This window comes from Glaciimonas soli (assembly GCF_009497155.1).
GTDB lineage: Bacteria > Pseudomonadota > Gammaproteobacteria > Burkholderiales > Burkholderiaceae_D > Glaciimonas > Glaciimonas soli.
Map to the genome: position 1 here is coordinate 427,813 of NZ_WINI01000007.1, position 18,716 is coordinate 446,528.

At 48.8% G+C, this 18,716-nt stretch carries 17 protein-coding genes; 4 read left to right on the top strand and 13 right to left on the bottom strand.

The features are described from left to right. Position 1: 1 nt before the first annotated feature. Entirely contained in the window at positions 2-937 is a 936-nt protein-coding gene (locus GEV47_RS14145) for a delta(1)-pyrroline-2-carboxylate reductase family protein (protein WP_153235393.1), read from the bottom strand. A gap of 74 nt (positions 938-1,011) precedes the next feature. Here GEV47_RS14145 and GEV47_RS14150 point away from each other — a divergent pair, with 74 nt between their 5' ends. Beyond that, complete coding sequence (locus GEV47_RS14150) at positions 1,012-1,326, top strand: hypothetical protein (protein ID WP_153235394.1); 315 nt, start codon at positions 1,012-1,014, stop codon at positions 1,324-1,326. Here the strand turns inward: GEV47_RS14150 and lhpH are convergent. The 3 genes from lhpH to GEV47_RS14165 form a co-directional block, all read right to left on the bottom strand. Next, complete coding sequence (lhpH, locus tag GEV47_RS14155) at positions 1,291-2,301, bottom strand: trans-3-hydroxy-L-proline dehydratase (RefSeq protein ID WP_153235395.1); 1,011 nt, start codon at positions 2,299-2,301, stop codon at positions 1,291-1,293. The two genes, GEV47_RS14150 and lhpH, sit on opposite strands and share 36 nt — an antisense overlap. Before the next feature lie 93 nt (positions 2,302-2,394). Next, positions 2,395-3,525, bottom strand: coding sequence for a branched-chain amino acid ABC transporter substrate-binding protein (locus GEV47_RS14160; RefSeq protein WP_153235396.1), 1,131 nt, complete (start codon positions 3,523-3,525; stop codon positions 2,395-2,397). A 260-nt stretch (positions 3,526-3,785) separates the two neighbouring features. Further along, positions 3,786-4,676, bottom strand: coding sequence for an SDR family oxidoreductase (locus tag GEV47_RS14165; RefSeq protein ID WP_153235397.1), 891 nt, complete (start codon positions 4,674-4,676; stop codon positions 3,786-3,788). A 50-nt stretch (positions 4,677-4,726) separates the two neighbouring features. On the opposite strand from GEV47_RS14165, the gene GEV47_RS14170 reads away from it, so the two are divergent. The 3 genes from GEV47_RS14170 (at position 4,727) to GEV47_RS14180 (ending at position 7,778) form a co-directional block, all read left to right on the top strand. Next, positions 4,727-5,749 carry a CDP-6-deoxy-delta-3,4-glucoseen reductase gene (locus GEV47_RS14170; RefSeq protein ID WP_153235398.1) on the top strand — a complete coding sequence of 341 codons (1,023 nt, stop codon included), beginning with the start codon at positions 4,727-4,729 and terminating at the stop codon, positions 5,747-5,749. Positions 5,750-6,013: 264 nt separating this feature from the next. Next, positions 6,014-7,234: an acetylornithine transaminase gene (locus GEV47_RS14175; protein WP_153235399.1), complete on the top strand. Its 1,221-nt coding sequence runs from the start codon at positions 6,014-6,016 to the stop codon at positions 7,232-7,234. Positions 7,235-7,271: 37 nt separating this feature from the next. Continuing rightward, positions 7,272-7,778 (top strand): C40 family peptidase, encoded by a 507-nt coding sequence (locus GEV47_RS14180; protein WP_153235400.1) that lies wholly within the window; start codon positions 7,272-7,274, stop codon positions 7,776-7,778. Between the two features lie 77 nt (positions 7,779-7,855). Here GEV47_RS14180 and lpdA read toward each other — a convergent pair whose 3' ends face one another. The 9 genes from lpdA to GEV47_RS14225 form a co-directional block, all read right to left on the bottom strand. Next, on the bottom strand, positions 7,856-9,613 hold the full coding sequence (gene lpdA, locus GEV47_RS14185) for a dihydrolipoyl dehydrogenase (RefSeq protein WP_153235401.1): 1,758 nt from the start codon (positions 9,611-9,613) through the stop codon (positions 7,856-7,858). Between the two features lie 85 nt (positions 9,614-9,698). Then, entirely contained in the window at positions 9,699-10,265 is a 567-nt protein-coding gene (locus GEV47_RS14190) for an Ntn hydrolase family protein (protein ID WP_153235402.1), read from the bottom strand. A gap of 101 nt (positions 10,266-10,366) precedes the next feature. Continuing rightward, positions 10,367-12,016, bottom strand: coding sequence for a dihydrolipoyllysine-residue acetyltransferase (aceF, locus tag GEV47_RS14195; protein ID WP_153235403.1), 1,650 nt, complete (start codon positions 12,014-12,016; stop codon positions 10,367-10,369). A gap of 195 nt (positions 12,017-12,211) precedes the next feature. After that, positions 12,212-14,908 (bottom strand): pyruvate dehydrogenase (acetyl-transferring), homodimeric type, encoded by a 2,697-nt coding sequence (gene aceE / locus GEV47_RS14200; RefSeq protein WP_153235404.1) that lies wholly within the window; start codon positions 14,906-14,908, stop codon positions 12,212-12,214. Between the two features lie 528 nt (positions 14,909-15,436). Next, complete coding sequence (gene plsY / locus GEV47_RS14205; protein ID WP_153235405.1) at positions 15,437-16,063, bottom strand: glycerol-3-phosphate 1-O-acyltransferase PlsY; 627 nt, start codon at positions 16,061-16,063, stop codon at positions 15,437-15,439. A gap of 145 nt (positions 16,064-16,208) precedes the next feature. After that, a complete protein-coding gene (gene ybaK, locus GEV47_RS14210; protein WP_153235406.1) occupies positions 16,209-16,718 on the bottom strand; it encodes a Cys-tRNA(Pro) deacylase in 510 nt (169 codons plus the stop codon). Between the two features lie 20 nt (positions 16,719-16,738). After that, positions 16,739-16,933: a hypothetical protein gene (locus GEV47_RS14215; protein ID WP_322741650.1), complete on the bottom strand. Its 195-nt coding sequence runs from the start codon at positions 16,931-16,933 to the stop codon at positions 16,739-16,741. A gap of 116 nt (positions 16,934-17,049) precedes the next feature. Further along, the gene (xerD, locus tag GEV47_RS14220) at positions 17,050-18,054 is read right to left on the bottom strand and encodes a site-specific tyrosine recombinase XerD (RefSeq protein ID WP_407646260.1); all 1,005 of its coding nucleotides are present in this window, start codon (positions 18,052-18,054) and stop codon (positions 17,050-17,052) included. Beyond that, positions 18,054-18,548 (bottom strand): methylated-DNA--[protein]-cysteine S-methyltransferase, encoded by a 495-nt coding sequence (locus GEV47_RS14225; RefSeq protein WP_153235407.1) that lies wholly within the window; start codon positions 18,546-18,548, stop codon positions 18,054-18,056. The genes xerD and GEV47_RS14225 overlap by 1 nt, the downstream gene beginning before the upstream one ends. Positions 18,549-18,716 lie beyond the last annotated feature (168 nt).

An 18,716-nucleotide genomic window follows, 5' to 3' on the forward strand; every position in this document is an offset into this window, starting at 1 on the left:
GCTATTTCAATCCCAACGATGCCACTGCTACCCGAGCAGCCGCTAAATCCCATGCTGCACGCCCTACTGTTTTAAACACTGGCAGCACTGGTGCCGACGACAACGGTAACGCCAGCACATCCTGCAATTCGCGTACCTGACTCCAATCTACCGGGGCCTGCAACAAATCGCCCGCTTCATGTTTGGCACCTGACAAATAATCGACAATCACGGTACGTGCATGTGGACCAGTCAGTAACTGGGCAGGAAACTCCACCATGTCCGGCTTGAAAGCACCGACGCCAATGGCCAAGGTATCGGCAGCAATATTTGCAGGTATCACGGCTGTGCGTGAAGTCGTCAACGCGATCACGACATCAACTTTGGGAGCATCAACTTCTAACTGATGAGAAGAAATGGCTTGCGCCGTCAACTGAGGATAACGCTGTTTTAACGTATCGCAAAACAACTGTGTTTTCGCCACATCACGTGCCGCAATCCAAACGTTGCTGATCCCAAAATACTCCACCAGCGCTTCTACGTGCGCCAGTGCTTGTACGCCGGTACCAATCAACAATACTGACGTTGGTTTGCGTGGTAACAACGTCTGTATCCCCAGCAATGTGACCGCTGCGGTACGCCGTGCCGATACTACTGGTCCATCTAGCAGTGCCAGACGACGTCCGGTATGTGTTTCAAAGACCACCACTTCACCTTGAATCGCCGGCAAGTGATGTTGTGCATTGTTTGCATGAACCGTAATCAGTTTGGTCACGCTCAGATCATCTGCAACGGCGGGCATGCACAGCAGCACGCTGGCGTTGTCAATCTCGACTACCATCCGTTCTGGCGCATTGATTTCATTTGCGCGTAATTGTTGCGCGGCCAGTGCAATGGCTGGGACTAAAGCGGAATACGGTAATGCTGCGGCGGTTTGTTGCGCGTTCAGAATTTGCATTGTTTTGCTCCGTGTTGTTATTGTTTTTATTGGTTAAATTTATTTAGGGGGTGATGCCGTTCAGACCAGCTATCATGATTAAAGCGTCACTCCGTGGTGAAGGCAATGTCGGGGGTAGCCCGACAGCTACTCACTTTTCTTGCTTCGCCAAGAAAAGTAAGCAAAAGAAGGCGATCGCAGAGCCGTTGCCCGCCGTTGGCGGGTTCCCAAATGTGGCAACGTCCGATGCGAAATTCAAAATCAACGTCAAAGTCAAAGTCAAAAACACCCATCTCGGCGAGGTTAAGATATTTTATGCAACTATTCCGGGTGAACAGCTTTTTCTTGATCTGTTTTTTGTAATACCTAATCGATTAACGCAAGAAAAAACCTTGCGGAAACGGATCTGACTCTTCCAGTACCCATTGGTTAAAGCTCATGATGTGCGCATTGCCTGTGACTTCAGTAATCGCGGCATCGAACTCGCCCACTTTGGTAGTGGCGATCACGCGCACTGTGAAACAGCTGCCAACGATGCTTTCATTGATTAACGGCTGATTCATCGCCAATTTTTGGCGAAGGAATAATTGTGCCGCACGACCGGAAGTGCCGGTGCCCGTTGGAGATCGGTCCACTTCGCGGTCAGCGAAAATACAGACGTTGACTTGATCTGCGGCCGGGTTGTTGGGCAAGCCGTCAACTATGGTGCCGTATAGCGTATTCAGGCCGGGCTCCAAAGGGTGCTGTATTTGCACTTTGGCTTTGACCGCCGCTTTGGTTTCTGCACCCAGCTGTATTAAGCTGCGCACTTGCTCTGGTTTTACTTGTAGTCCGGCTTGTTCTACATTCATGTAGTAATAGAATGCGCCGCCAAACACAATGTCACCGATCATCTTGCCAAAACTTGGTGTATCAACCTCTACATCGCGCTGGTAGATAAATGCAGGCACATTACGGAAAGTGACATTACCGGCGCGGACACCATCCCACTCAACATGGGCTTCAATAAAACCGGCCGGGGTATCAAAACCAATACGTGTCAGCGGTATTGTGCGCTCTACATGATTGAGTTCAACCAGTGTTTTTCCCAACGCGATGATGCCGTGACCGCACATATCGCTATAGCCTTCATTGTGGATAAAAATTACCCCGAAATCGGCAGCGTCGGTTGTCGGCGGCAGCAAGTAAGCACCATACATATCAGCATGGCCACGCGGCTCGTTCATCAAAAATTGGCGTAGATCGTCGCGCTCTTTTTTCAGCCATGAACGACGCTCTAAGATAGTTTTCCCCGGTACTGGCGGCAAACCAGAAATCACGATGCGCAGAGGTTCGCCTCCGGTGTGCGCATCAACTGTGTGAATGGTTCGGGTATAGCTGAGCATGAAAAATTTCCTTTTTAATTACCTTAAAAACAATATTTGCCACAAAAAAAATGTCGGCCCCATTTTCATGGAAACGACATTTTTTAAGTGCTTTTAGTAGCTAGTCAACGCTACTGGCAGGCCACCTTTAAAGCGGAATACAGTGACTGGGGATTCTTTCAAGTCATGCTTGGCATCAAATGAATATTCGCCCGCGACACCTTTGTACTGAATTTTTGACAGCGCTGAAATATATACTTTCGGCTCTACCGAATTTGCCGCTTTCATTGCTGCCGCAATCACCATCATACCGTCGTAGAACGAAGCGGCATACGTTTCTGCTGGACGATTAAAACGTTTTTGATATTCAGCAGAAAATACTTTGCCTTCAGATAATTTATCCAGCATCGCACCACCTTGCGTGCAATACACTTGATCAGTAATCGCGTCACCGCCTAAACGTCCCATTTCCGGGGCGCAAATTCCATCACCACCCAACAACAACATATTATTCAGACCCAATTGCTTCATCTGACGCGTCATCGGTCCACCTTGTGGAGAATAACCGCCGTAGAAAATCGCATCAGGTTTCTTGGACTTGATACTGGTCAGAATAGCGGTGAAATCCGTTGCTTTGTCATTGGTGTAATCGTTGCTGACGATTTTGATACCGTTAGCTTTGGCTACTTTAGAAAACTCTTCAGCCAAGCCTTGACCATACGCAGTACGATCATCAATAACCGCAACAGTCTTGAGTTTCAATTCTTTAGCGGCATACAACGCCATCTTGCCACCCAACTGACTATCGCTAGCGGCAACCCGGAACACATTGGCAAAACCTTGTTGTGTGATTTTTGGGTTCGATGCGACTGTACCCATGACGATACCCGCGTCGTTATACACACGTGATGCTGGAATCGTTACGCCCGAATTGTATGGACCGACAATCGCTTTAACATGCATGTCGCTCAGCTTTTGCGCGACGCCGACGCCTGATTTAGGATCTCCCTGATCATCTTCCATCACGGCTTCAAACTTGATCTTTTTCCCGCCAATCACCAAGCCTTGTGCATTCAATTTATCGATAGCCATTTCCAGGCCACCTTTATTGTCATTGCCAGCTGAAGCTTGTGGACCGGTCAGCGGGCTGCTGAATCCGATCTTCACTACTTGTGTCTCCTGCGCCATTGCCAACGCTGGAAGCGCCGCCAACATTCCTATCATGAGTTTGGTCCGTATATACATGGCCTACCTTTCATCTGTCTTATGGTTGATTCTGCGTAGTTGCTTTGTTATTTCATGCAATTTTATCGTCATGATATGGCGATAAATAACGCACATTGCTTATGGTTTTTTACCACTTCTTGCAACTGGCAATCCTAGCAGGGGTACGACAAGATTAAATTTTCTTGTGCCACGCCTTTTCCATAGATTCCATGGAAAAAAACAAACCTTGATGGCAAATAGAAAACAATATTGACTAAATATTATTTTTATTAACTTGCCTAAATCTGAACACCCATTTCCAACAGTCCCACTCGCACATCTGCATAACGCAAACTTACCCCCAATTCCGTTTTGATGCGTCGATTCGTCAAACGCCGGGATTCCGACATGAACGATAACAACATCGGCGAAACATTCCTTTCTAGTTCAGCGCGCGGCAAACGCGGTGGCAATGGTAGAGAAAAAGCGGCTGCCACAGCATCAAAATAGTCCCCCATTTTCAACGCACTATCATCGACTGCGTGATACACCCGCAACGGCGATGCTCTGAAGATGGCTGCGAAAATAATCCGTGCCAAATCATCGGCATGAATGTGGTTGGTGTAGACATCATCCTCTCGCCGTAGTGCCGGCGTACCTTTTTGCAAGCGCTCTATCGGCAAACGGTTGGCCGCGTAAATACCTGGCACCCGTAAAATCGCCAATCGAGATCCGCGTCGCCTGGCCCATGCACGCAGCACTTGCTCTGCATCGACACGTCGATAGGCACGCGCATTTAGCGGATGCACACACCGGGTCTCATCAACCAGCTCACCACCGCAATCGCCATAAACACCCGTGGTGCTGATATAAACAAGTGTCGCTCCCTCGGGTAAAATGGCGACCAGATTACGTGTGCGCTGGTCTTGATGGCCAGTCGATTGTGGCGGTGCCAAATGCACAACGATATGTGCGAGTTGCGCCAAACGTGCCAACGTTGCTGGCTGATCCAAATCAGCTATGACAGGAATGGCGCCAGCTGCGCGCAACTCAGCGCAACGTGCAGCCTGACTGGTGACAGCGAAAACACGAAAACGTTGTTGCAACATCGGTAACAAACGCATGCCGACATCGCCGCAGCCAAGTATCAACAAGCGTGGTTTGTGGAATTTTTTCTTTATATTTTGCATAGCAGTTTGTCGATGACGTATTTTATAAATAACTTAACAAACAGGATTGTATGAGTTTCCAGGTAACAGTTCAGCCGAGTGGCCGACAATTTGTATGCGATGAGGGTGAAACCATCCTCAATGCTGCCATCCGCGCTGGTGTTGGATTGCCTTATGGCTGTAAAAATGGCGCGTGTAGTTCTTGCAAAGGTAAGCTTGTTTCTGGCAAGGTCACTCATGGCGCACATCAGGAAAAGGCCTTACCGGTCAAAGAAGAGGAGTTAGGATTTTCGCTGTTCTGCTGCGCGACGCCACATTCCGATGTCACCATCGAAGCGCGCGAAGTCACTGGAGTCGGTGAGTTTCCAATCCGAAAAATGCCTACTCGTATCGCCAAAATCGACAAAGTGGCCGATGACGTTGTCGTCATCTCTCTTCAATTACCTGCTTCCGAACGACTTCAATATCTGGCTGGGCAATATGTTGAATTCTTGCTGCGCGATGGCAAACGCCGTAGTTATAGCATGGCCAACGCCCCTCATAAGGATGAGCACATCACGTTGCATATTCGGCATATGCCAGGCGGATTGTTTACTGACCAGGTATTTAACACGCTGAAAGAACGCGATATTCTGCGCTTTGAAGGACCGCTGGGTACTTTCTTTTTACGAGAAGACTCCGATAAACCTATCGTGTTGCTAGCATCAGGAACAGGTTTTGCGCCTATCAAGGCCTTGGTCGAACAAGTTATCCATAACGATTCCAAACGAGCCATGACGCTGTACTGGGGTGGTCGCCGGCCGCAAGATTTGTATATGCATGCGCTATGCGAAGAATGGGCGCGTACGATTCCCAACTTTACATATGTACCGGTGATTTCAGATGCCAATGATGCCGACCACTGGACTGGCCGTACTGGCTTTGTCCATCAGGCGGTAGTCGACGATTTTGCAGATTTGTCTAATCATCAGGTATACGCCTGTGGTGCACCAATAGTGGTGGAATCAGCGCAACGTGACTTTATTGCCTTGTGCAAACTGCCGGCTGAAGAATTTTATGCCGATGCGTTTACCTCGGAAGCGGATTTGGCTTAACCCTATTTGGCCAATCCGTTGCGCAAACGCTATTTCAGTTAAAAAACTTTTTGACGCATTGCGCAAAACGCCCTACTATTCACAAAATGAAACTGATTAATAGACAATTGCGACGCCGTATCCCGCTGCCATCATCCGGCCAGCCTGGCATTCAGTGCGCTTAAGCGTTTCCTGATCAAGAAGCCACAGGCCCGTGCCTGTGGTTTTTTTTTGCTATTTCCACTTATTTTTACCCTGCGCCGCCGCGCCCAACCGGAGTCAGACATGTCACACAAGGAATTCAAGCAATACCCCGTCCAAGATTTGATGTATGTAACCCCTCGGCCTGAATTGGTGTTCACCGAAGGTAGTGGCATGTGGATGACTGATCATACCGGCAAGCGCTATCTGGATTACTTGCAAGGTTGGGCGGTCAATTCCTTGGGACATTCGCCGCAATGCATACAAGATGCCTTGACTATCCAGGCAAAAAAAATCATTAACCCTTCACCGGCTTTTTACAACGCGCCATCGGCTGAGCTGGCGGCATTATTGACAGCCAACTCCTGCTTCGATCGTGTATTTTTCGGCAGTAGCGGAGCCGAAGCCAATGAAGGCGCCATCAAGCTGGCACGTAAATGGGGCAAGCTCAACAAAAATAAAGCAGGTCAAAATCGTTTTGAAATCATCACCTTCAATCATGGTTTCCATGGCCGCACTATCGCCACCATGTCGGCTAGCGGCAAACCGGGCTGGGATACGATTTTCGCACCTCAGGTGCCGGGCTTTCCTAAAGCTGAATTGAATGATATTGCTAGCGTAGAAAGTCTCATCAACGAACATACCGTCGCCGTAATGCTGGAACCGGTGCAAGGTGAAAGCGGTGTTGTTCCCGCTACGCGCGAATTCATGCAAGCGTTACGTGCGCTCACAAAAAAGCACAACCTTCTGCTAATTGTCGATGAAGTACAAACTGGCATGGGACGTACCGGTGAGTTGTTTGCGTATCAACTGGCCGGCATCGAACCGGACATCATGACGCTAGCCAAAGGTATCGGTGGCGGTGTGCCTTTATCGGCAATGCTGGCGCGTGAAGAAGTCGCCTGTTTTGAAGCTGGCGATCAGGGCGGCACCTACACCGGCAACCCATTGATGACAGCGGTTGGGCTTGCCGTCTTGAAAACTTTGCTCGCGCCGGGCTTTATGGATACGATCAAAGAGAAAAGTGCTTACCTCAGTGCAGCATTAACTAAACTGAGCGAAAAACATGGCCTCGATGGCGAACGTGGTGAGGGCTTGTTACGCGCGCTTAAATTAGGCAAAGACATCGGCCCGCAAATCGTTGATATGGCACGTGATATGGGACCGGTTGGCTTGCTGCTTAATTCACCGCGTCCTAATTTGTTACGGTTTATGCCGGCGCTGAATCTGACAATAGAGGAAATTGATCAGATGATTGCGATGTTGTCAGAAGTGTTGACTCGCATTGAGAAACAAAACAAATAACACGCATATCCAAAAACGCAATATTGAGGGACGTACCATGACGTTTAAAACGTTTGCTATCTGTTGCTGCACCTTATTTTTGGTGGCCTGCGGCAGCGCACCAGTGGTACGCGATACCACACTATCGCGCGAAGGCTGGTGGTCTGAGTCCACCGGTGAACCCAGCGACAAAGGCAATGACATTGTCATCTACGCACTCGGTTTAATTGACACCAGTTATAAATTCGGCGGAAAGAATCCCGAGGCGGGATTGGATTGCAGCGGCATGGTCAGTTATGTCTATCAACATGCAGCTGACATCAAATTGACTGGCAGCGCGGCGATGATGGCGAAGTTAGGAAGAGTAGTATCGAACAAAGATTTGCGGCCCGGTGATTTGGTATTTTTCAACACCATGCATCGCCCTGCTTCGCATGTCGGCGTGTATATCGGTGATGGTCGTTTTGTCGATGCGCCGTCAACCAATGGCAAGGTGCGGATTGATAAGCTGGATAACAAGTATTACGCGCAGCGGTTTGAACAGGCACGACGGTATTTTGATTGAGAACAAAGAGTGCCATAGACACAAAAAAACCGGAGGCGAACTCCGGTTTTTTTTATGCAGTGACGTTCAGTGTCAACTTACTTCTTTTTCTGCGGGATATACAAGTCAGTAATACTACCCAATCCCATCTCGGCAGCAAACATCGATGTTTCCGATAACGTTGGATGAGCGTGGACCGTTAATGCCAGATCTTCCAGATCAGCGCCCATTTCCATTGCCAGCACAGTTTCTGCCAACAGTTCACCAGCATTGACGCCAACAATGCTGGCACCAATGATACGTTTGGTCGTCGGATCCCATAGCAATTTAGTGATGCCATCATCACGTCCCATTGCCAATGCCCGGCCGCTGGCCGCCCATGGGAAACTAGCTTTTTCGAAAGGAATGCCCTTCGCTTTGGCTTCTGTTTCGGTAGTGCCCATCCATGCGATTTCTGGATCGGTGTAAGCCACCGATGGAATCGTCATCGCATCGAAAAATACTTTATGACCGGCGATAACTTCAGCGGCAATTTTGGCTTCGTTAGTCGCTTTGTGTGCCAGCATTGGATCGCCGCAAATGTCGCCAATCGCGTAAATATGGGCAACGTTGGTACGCTGCTGCTTATCAGCAGAAATGAAACCACGTTCATTGACGATCACACCGGCTTTTTCGGCGCCAATTTCTTTACCATTAGGACGACGGCCAACTGCCATCAAGACCATATCGTACAGTTGCGGTTCAACCGGGCTGCTGCCGTCAACACCTTCAAACGTCGCACGCAAACCTTCTGGTAATGCTTCCAGTTTAGTGACTTTCGTTTTGAGGTAAATCGCTTCGTAGCGTTTTTCGATACGTTTGTGCAGCGGTTTGACGATATCGCGATCAGCCGCTGGAATCAAGCCATCGGCAAATTCGACCACCGTTACCTTGGATCCCAGCGCATCATAAACGCAGGCCATCTCCAAACCAATAATGCCGCCGCCGATGACCAGTAATTTCTTGGGAATCTGGCGCAATTCCAATGCACCAGTCGAATCGATCACTCGTGGATCATCGTAAGGGAAACCAGGGATGCGCGAGACCGACGAACCCGCTGCAATGATCGCATTTTTAAAATGAATTTTTTTGACGCCGTCTGCAGTTTGCACATTGATGGTGTTGGCAGAGCTGAATTCACCATTACCAGTAACCACTTGCACTTTACGTGCTTTAGCCAAACCGACCAGACCGCCAGTCAATTTTTTAACGACGCTATCTTTCCAACCGCGAAGTGCGTCGATATCAATTTCTGGTGCCGACATCTTGACACCGAAATGCTCCATCTCTTCCGCTTCGGTAATCACTTTAGCCGCGTGTAACAAAGCTTTTGACGGAATACAGCCAACGTTCAGGCAAACCCCACCAAGGTTCGGGAAACGCTCGACCATAATGACTTTTTGTCCCAGATCGGCTGCGCGAAAAGCGGCGGTATAGCCACCGGGGCCAGAGCCGAGAACCATGGTGTCGCATTCAAAATCGACATCGCCAGAAAAGCTGGCGGCAGTTGGCGCAACGGTCGGGGCCGCTGATGGTGCAGGTGCAGCCGCCACCGGTGCAGCTGCGGCGCTAGCGCCAGCTGTTGCTTCCAATGCCAGAATGACGGAGCCTTCCGAGACTTTATCGCCTACTTTGATTTTGATTTCTTTGATGACACCAGCGCTGCTAGAAGGAATTTCCATACTGGCTTTGTCGGATTCGACCGTGATCAACGATTGATCCACTTTGACGGTGTCACCTACTTTGACCAGCAACTCGATCACTTCTACTTCTTTGACATCACCGATATCAGGTACTTTTACGTCGACCATACTCATAGGGTTACTCCATTTTATTTCCGCTGCGCGGATGAAAATTACGTTGCTTCCGTTAGACGTCTGTTGTCTTTGTGCGGCTCAGGGCCTATGCCATCGCAAAACTATGAACCCGCATCGGCATATCCGAGCTTTTATCAAATTCCACGCCAGCCTTAATCCCGATCTCTGCAATCTGATGCGCTGAAAGTGACTGTTCGTATACTGCGTACATCGCACCTAAGGCAAAACTGCGGCCACTACCCAATCCCCAAAAACGGTCAAAACTAAACACTTCCCGGTAAGAATAAACACCGAAAATGCCATGAGGATTAGCGATCAAAGCAGTAATTTGCGATGACTCGTAAGGATCATCCTCATCTTCTTTGGTATTGAGAAAATACTGTTCTTTAAGAATGGTGTGAACGCGAGAAAAGGTTTCAAACACCTCGTCTTTGTTCTTTAATTTGCACTCATCCCCCATTCCCAACAACAACTTACGCATCACCGGAAAATGTGCCGCAGTTCCCGCCAACGTCACGAACGAATCGCCGATTTGAACGATTTTGTCATTCACTTCATAAGCATGCGATAAGCGCGTATCGCCGAAGGTGACCAGCGAATCTGAAGCAATAGCGATTTGATTGCCTTTTTTGACGACGACGCAGGTAGTCATAACTGTTCTCCATCATTAAGTCACACGGTATGCAACTTATATTCCCTGTCCCGCTTGATTTAAGAGACAGGGAATACGCCGAATTACAATTACAGCGCAGCTTATAGCAATGTTTTGCGCATATCGGCCAATACTTCAGCCAGATACACACTGAAACGTGCGCCCATTGCCCCATCGACCACGCGATGATCGTAAGACAATGACGTGCCCATCATCAAACGTGGCACGAATTGCTTGCCATCCCACACTGGCTTGATCGATGCTTTGGACAGGCCAAGAATCGCTACTTCCGGTGCATTGATAATCGGTGTAAATGCCGTACCGCCGATGCCACCCAATGAAGAAATAGTGAAGCTGGCGCCTTGCATATCAGGACCTTTTAATTTGCCATCACGTGCCAGAGCAGACAACGTGCCCATTTCTTCGGCGATCTGTGCGATACCTTTTTGATCCGCATTTTTAATGACCGGTACGACCAAGCCATTTGGCGTATCGGCAGCAAAGCCAATGTTGTAATACTGCTTCAAGATCAGGTTTTCGCCGTTAGCATCGAGCGATGCATTAAACGCAGGGAATTTCTTCAATGCCGCAACGCTAGCCTTGATGACAAATGCCAGCATCGTCAGTTTGACTGTCGATTTGGATTTGGCAAATGCGGCGTTAGCTTCTTTGCGGAACTCTTCCAGATCAGTGACATCGGCTTCATCGAATTGCGTCACATGTGGAATCATGACCCAGTTGCGATGCAGATTCGGGCCGCTGAGTTTCTTGATACGGGATAGTGGTTGCAGTTCAGTCGTGCCGAATTTGCTGAAATCAAGCGATGGCCATGGCAATAAATCCAAGCCGACGCCGCTACCATTTTTGGCTGGTGCGCTTGCTGCGCCAGGGCTAGCAATCGTACCGGCCACCACACCTTTGACGTAATTCTGAATATCTTCTTGCAGAATCCGTGCTTTAGGTCCGGTACCGACGACACGACTTAAATCGACGCCTAATTCACGTGCGAATTTGCGTACTGATGGTGATGCGTGAGACAGCGTCCCAGCTGCGTTTGCAGGCGCAGCGACTGGTGCTGCCGCAACGGCAACGGGGGCTGCTACAGGCGCTGCCGATACCGCTGCAGGAGCTGGCGCAGCTGCGGCGGCTGTTGCCACCGGCGCCGCAGCACCAACGGCTTCGACTACCAGTATCAATGTGCCTTCGCTGACCTTGTCGCCAACTTTGATTTTTACTTCTTTCACGACACCGGCCTGCGTCGATGGAATTTCCATGCTGGCTTTGTCGGTTTCCAAAGTTGCCAGTGATTGGTCAACCTTGATCGTATCGCCGACCTTAACCATGACCTCGATCACTTCGACATCTTTGACGTCACCGATATCAGGGACTTTAATATCGACCAAGCCTGCTGGCGCAGATGCGGCAGCCGCTACCGGCGCGGCTGGAGCTACAACAGCAGGTGCTGGTGCAGCCGTTGCTGTCGGTGTAGTTGGGGCGGCAGAGCTGCCTGCGCCTTCGGCTTCCAGTATCAAAATCAACGTACCTTCGCTAACTTTGTCACCGACTTTAATTTTTAATTCTTTGATGACGCCCGCTTGCGTCGATGGAATTTCCATACTGGCTTTGTCGGTTTCCAACGTTGCCAGTGATTGGTCGACTTTGATAGCCTCGCCGACCTTGACCAAAACCTCGATCACTTCAACGTCTTTAACGTCGCCAATATCAGGGACTTTCACTTCCACTATGTTCATGCTTAGCTCCATTTTCATGCTAGCTCCATTCTTTTACGCGTTGTTCAATCATGATCAAATCGCATGCTTTATGCAGCAGGCACATAATCGAACGCAACGTCATTTTTGATCTTTGGCTGTCGCATAGAGATACGCCAAGCGCATCCCTATGAAACTTTCCAATTGCTGAGAAATTATTGCTTAGTTATTACTTAATTATTGTGTTACCGGATTCAATTTTTCAGGATTGATACCGTACTTAGCAATTGCCTCTGCAACAACAGAAGTCTTGATCTTGCCTTCATCAGCCAATGCCTTCAGCGCTGCAACGGTGACAAAGTAACGATCAACTTCAAAGAACTCACGTAATTTAGCACGAGTATCGGAACGGCCGAAACCATCTGTACCCAAGACTTTATAAGTGCGGCCATTTGGCACGAAAGCACGAACTTGTTCAGCGTAAGTACGCATGTAATCGGTCGATACGATGATCGGGCCGGTAGTGTCTTTCAAACAAGCCGTGATATGCGCCAGACGTGGTGTGTCAGTTGGGTGCAACATGTTCCAGCGTTCGACATCCTGACCATCGCGCGCCAGTAACGTGAACGACGGTGCTGACCAGATATCGGCATCAACGCCCCAATCTTTTTCCAGCAACGCAGCACCTTCGATCACTTCACGCAAGATTGTGCCAGAACCCATCAACTGCACTTTGTTTGTATTTTTCTTGCCACCTTCTTGCAGCAAATACAGACCTTTAATGATGTTCTCTTCAGTGCCTGGCTTCAAACCTGGATGGCTGTAGTTTTCGTTCATCAATGTCAGGTAATAGAACACGTCTTCCTGATTCGTGATCATGCGACGTAAACCATCGTGCATGATGACCGCAACTTCGTGTGAGAAGGTTGGATCGTAAGGAACACAGTTTGGTATCGTCGAAGCGATCAAATGACTGTGACCGTCTTCATGTTGCAAACCTTCACCGTTCAAAGTAGTACGGCCCGCAGTACCGCCGATCAGGAAACCACGTGCACGCATGTCGCCCGCGGCCCATGCCAGATCACCGATACGTTGGAAACCGAACATCGAGTAATAGGTATAGAACGGAATCATCACACGATTGTTGGTGGAGTACGAAGTCGCCGCAGCAATCCATGAACTCATCCCGCCCGCTTCGTTAATACCTTCTTGCAGAATCTGACCCGCTTTGTCTTCACGGTAGTACATCACCTGGTCTTTATCGACTGGTTCGTATAACTGACCGACCTGACTGAAAATACCGATTTGGCGGAACAAGCCTTCCATACCGAACGTACGTGATTCATCGACCATGATAGGTACCACGCGCTGACCCAAACTAGGATCGCGCAACAGTGTCGTCAAAATACGGACATAAGCTTGCGTGGTGGAGATTTCACGGCCTTCAGCAGTTGGTTCCAGTACTGCCTTGAAAGTATCCAATGGCGGCACAACCAATACTTCATCAGCCTTCACGCGACGTTGTGGCAGATAGCCGCCCAAAGCCGCACGACGCTCGTGCAAGTACTTCATTTCTGGCGTGTCGTCAGATGGCTTGAAGAATGGGATCGATGGCAATTGCTCATCAGAAATCGGCAATTGAAAACGATCGCGCATCGCCTTGATCGCTTCATCATCCAATTTTTTGGTGTTGTGCGCAGTATTGCGCGCTTCACCAGATTTACCGTAACCGTAACCTTTGATACTCTTCGCCAAAATGACGGTCGGTTGACCTTTGTTGTCTTGTGCAGCTTTAAATGCGGTGTAAATTTTGTGTGGATCATGGCCACCACGCGTCAATGCCCAGATTTCTTCGTCGGACATCTTGCTAACCAATTCCAGCAATTTAGGATGTTTACCGAAGAAATGTTCACGCACATAAGCGCCATCTTTGGCTTTGTAATTTTGATATTCACCGTCAACGGTAGACATCATTACGCTCTGCAAAATGCCATCTTTGTCACGTTCCAACAATGCATCCCAACCACTGCCCCAAATCACTTTGACGACATTCCAGCCAGCGCCGCGGAAGTCCGATTCCAGCTCTTGAATGATCTTGCCGTTGCCGCGCACTGGGCCATCCAGACGTTGCAAGTTACAGTTGACGACGATCACCAGATTGTCCAACTTTTCACGGCCAGCCATGCCGATCGCACCCATTGATTCTGGCTCGTCCATTTCGCCGTCACCGCAGAACGCCCAGACTTTGCGCTTTTCTGTATCAGCGATACCGCGAGCATGCAGATATTTCAGGAAACGCGCCTGATAAATAGCCATTAATGGGCCCAAACCCATGGAAACCGTCGGGAACTGCCAAAATTCCGGCATCAATTTTGGATGCGGGTATGACGATAAACCGCCACCATCGACTTCACGACGGAAATGCAGCAATTGGTCTTCGCTCAAGCGACCTTCCAGGAAGGCGCGAGCATAAACACCTGGTGATGAGTGACCTTGGATATACAGTAAATCGCCACCATGTTCTTCAGTCGGTGCGTGCCAGAAATGGTTAAAGCCGATACCCAGCATATTGGCCAGCGAAGCAAAACTCGACAAGTGACCGCCCAGATCGCCATCAACCCGATTGGCTTTAACCACCATTGCCATCGCATTCCAGCGCATCCATGAACGCAAGCGCTCTTCGTGCTCTATGTTGCCAGGAAACTGGACATCCTCTTCTGCAGGGATCGTATTAACGTAAGCGGTATTACTGGAAAAAGGGATTTTCGCGCCACGACGACGCGCCAGATCCATCATGCGTTCCATCAAATAATGTGCGCGATCGGGGCCTTCCGTTTCAATCACGGCTTCGAGCGCATCTAGCCATTCTTTCGTTTCAATCACATCGGGATCGTTAGCGGCTTGCGCCATAATCTGGTCGAGTTGGGCTGACATAGAAAATCTCCTGAGTACTTAAGTTGTTTGCTTTACTAGCTTACTTATTCGCTTACTTACCGACTTACTGATATTGACCTGCTAATTCACTTTTTATTACGCACTTTACACCGATCAGCAAAAACATCTGATGCAAGGCGATTCGCCTAACATTGCAAAAATAATATTCATTTGTGCGTGTAAAAACAGACTCATCTGGTGAGGTGGCAAATTTTAGCAGAGAGTTTTAGACTTTCAAATAGCGATATGTAATTTCATATTATGAAATTGCGTGCGGCAGAGCAGCATTAGCTTCTTGAAAATTTGCATTTTCTTAATTATTTAAAAATTACTTAGGGGTAAATGAGAGTAAGGTGCGGGAAGCAATCTATGATGCACCGCAACAATGCATCACAGAAATGACACCATTTAGAGAAAAATGTGCCGAATGAGTAGCAAATAAAATGTGGAAATATTGTAGATGTTGCTAATTTAATTACGAAAAATGAAAAAACCTTGCTCAAGCAGATTAATCAAATACAGTAAAAATTATCCTGCTTTGGTTTTATGATCATTCTTTTTGCTTCCAATGCGACTTTCTTTGCCCGCCAACAAATTACCGATGTTTTTGGCATGCCGATAAATCAGTAAAGCGCTCATGATCACAATCGCCAATAAAATCACATCAGCGCCTTCCATCAAAGCATAAAAAAATGGCGCAAATATACTCGCAATGAGCGCGGCCAATGATGAGTAACGAAACGCATAAGCAATCACTGCCCAAGTTACCAAGGTTGCCAGACCTAACCAGGGATTAATGCCGAGCAATACACCAAACATCGTCGCCACCCCTTTACCACCAACAAAACGGAAAAATACTGGCCACAAATGCCCAAGAAAAACGGCGAGGCAAACCAAGGCAATGCCAGTGTCATCTATCCCGTATTGCGCACCATATTTTTGTGCCAGCCACACCGCCAGCCATCCTTTAAAACCATCACCTAACAACGTCACCGCCGCCGCTGCTTTATTACCGCTACGCAGGACATTGGTTGCGCCGGGATTTTTCGATCCATAGGTACGTGGATCACCCAGACCGAATAATTTGCTGACGACAACCGCAAACGACATTGAACCAATCAAATACGCAGCAACAGTAAATAAAAGTGTGTTCATTAATCTAATCCTGTATTTAGTTTTTAGTTAGTTGAGATTTTCTGTGGATTCAATCTAAGCAAAGCCGCATAAACAATTTCAAAATTACCGTCATTCCCACGAAAGCGGGACGACGCAAGACCTATCTATATATAGATAGGTCTGTTTAGACGTGTATTGAGTTACCTTCGTCTATCGCACACTGCACTTCCTTTGCCTGCAACACATCGACAATCACCTGTGGTGCAACGCCAATCAGATAACCGCGTCGGCCGCCATTGATGTAAATCTGCGGCAACTGCAAAATGCTCTGCTCTATATATACAGGCATGGCCTTGCGCGTCCCAAACGGTGAAGTCCCGCCAATCAGATAGCCGGAATGACGTTGCGCAACTTCTGGTTTGCATGGCGAAATCGACTTGCAGCCGATTTGTCGCGCTAAATTTTTGGTCGACACTTTGCGATCACCATGCATTAAGACGATGCATGGGCTAGCCATTTCGTCTTGCATGATCAAGGTTTTCACTACGTGATGTTCTTCCACTCCCAAAGCACGGCTTGAAACCGCAGTTCCGCCGTGCTCTTCGTAGGGATAGGGATGTTCGGAGAAAACTACGCCGTGCTGACGCAAAAACTGTGTCGCAGGAGTAACCGAAATATGTTCTTTTTTAGCCATGCTGCGGTCCATAGCCACGCTTAAAGTGGTGGCGGTGCTTCCGATGGCGGAGTCTCTGCGTCACTATCCTGATCGGCATCCTGGTCGGTCCCATCCGCTGCGTCGTCCGCAGCATCGTTTCCTTTTTCTGCTTTACGTTTTAGCTTTTCTTCTTTTTTTCGTTTCTTTTCTAATTCTTTTTGACGCTTCTCGTACTGAAAATTCGGTTTTGCCACGTTAAATCCCCTATAAATAATGGTCACAGGATACAGCAGAAAGCCGCCTCTGCCATCACTTACCGATCCCCTTCCGCTCCGCTTGTCGGTGAGATGAAGAAACACAGCATCAGCAATTAAGCTTTCCCCCTGGGATGATGCTCCGCATGCAACGCTTTCAGGCGTTCACGCGCAACGTGCGTATAAATTTGTGTGGTCGAAATGTCAGCATGTCCCAACAACAGCTGCACTACGCGCAAATCGGCACCGTGATTGAGCAGATGCGTGGCAAAGGCATGGCGCAATTTATGCGGTGACAGCGCGGCGGCACCATTAATCTGCGCCTGTGCTGCATATTTTTTAATCAACACCCAAAACATCTGACGCGTCATCGGACCACCGCGCGCCGTCACGAACAAGGCATCTGCGATCTTGCCAGATAAGATGAGTGGTCGCGCCTCAGCCATATAACGAACGATCCAGCTACGCGCTTCTTCACCGAACGGTATCAAGCGTGTTTTATTACCTTTACCGGTAATCCGTAATACGCCCTCACCCATACCCACTTCCACCGTCTTGATGAGGACTAATTCGGATACGCGCAAGCCGCTGGCATAGATCAATTCCAACATCGTCCGGTCACGCAAACCCAATGGCGTATGTATATCAGGCGCCGCCAACAATGCCTCTACCTGTCCTTCGGATAAAGTATCGAGCATGCGGGGTGCTTGCTTCGCAGAGGCGATACGCAAGCAAGGATCCGCGCTGATACGGTTTTGGCGCAGCGCTAGAAAATAAAAACGTTTGAATGCTGCCAGACGACGATTGGCAGAGGTTGCTTTGCTCTCTTCGTGTTTTGCCGCGATATAAGCAGTCAGATCGTTTGCTACAACCGCGTACAATGATTGCGCTGCATCAGCAGGCTGCGCTTGCAACCACAAGGCAAACAGCGTCAAATCGCTGCGATAGGCTTCCAGCGAATTTTTAGCCAAGCCGTCTTCCAGCCATAAGGTATCGCAAAATTCATCAATAGCGCTCTGGTTGGCTGGAGTTAAAGACAGTCTGGCCTGCTCCTCCTCCGGACCATTATTGCCGTCACCGGCCGCTATCGCTTCAGATGTTTTTTGTAGACTTTGCTTAATCACAGATCCGTCACACCCTCTCGCGCCAATAACCAACGTTTGACGCCCAAATGAAAACCGTCAACTTCATCATGATGAGAAAATCCGCCTAACCCGCCAGCGGCCGTAACCCGGTGACAAGGAATCACCAAAGGAAACCAGTTCGCCCCACAAGCTTGCCCCACCGCGCGCGGCGCTGATTGCACCAGCCGCGCAACCTCACCATACGTCAATACATCACCCCGTGGAATCGCCGCAATCTGCGCCCACACTTTGCGCTGAAACGGCGTTCCTATATCGGCCAACGGCAAGTCAAATTGAAAATCCTCTTGCTGAAAATACTGCGTAATCTGCAGCATAGCGCGTTCTGCAATCGCATCTGCGGGATCTTTTTCAGCAAACGATTTAGGCAAATAAACCAGCTCTCGAATTACCTGCCCATCCGTACGAATTCCCATCGCCCCGAACGGCACGGCTACAACGGCCGAAAAAATATCATTGAGCTGAGGTTTCATGTTTTTTTCCATGCGATCAATTCCTTTTACGACGCCTAGGCAAACTGGCCATCAGAAATAAAAAAGGCGCGTCTAAATTTTTAGACGCGCCTTAAAATGCTTCTCTAATGTGTTCCCGGCTGTTTAAACAGCTCATGTGAAACACAAGTCTCCTCAGTATCCCCGGTA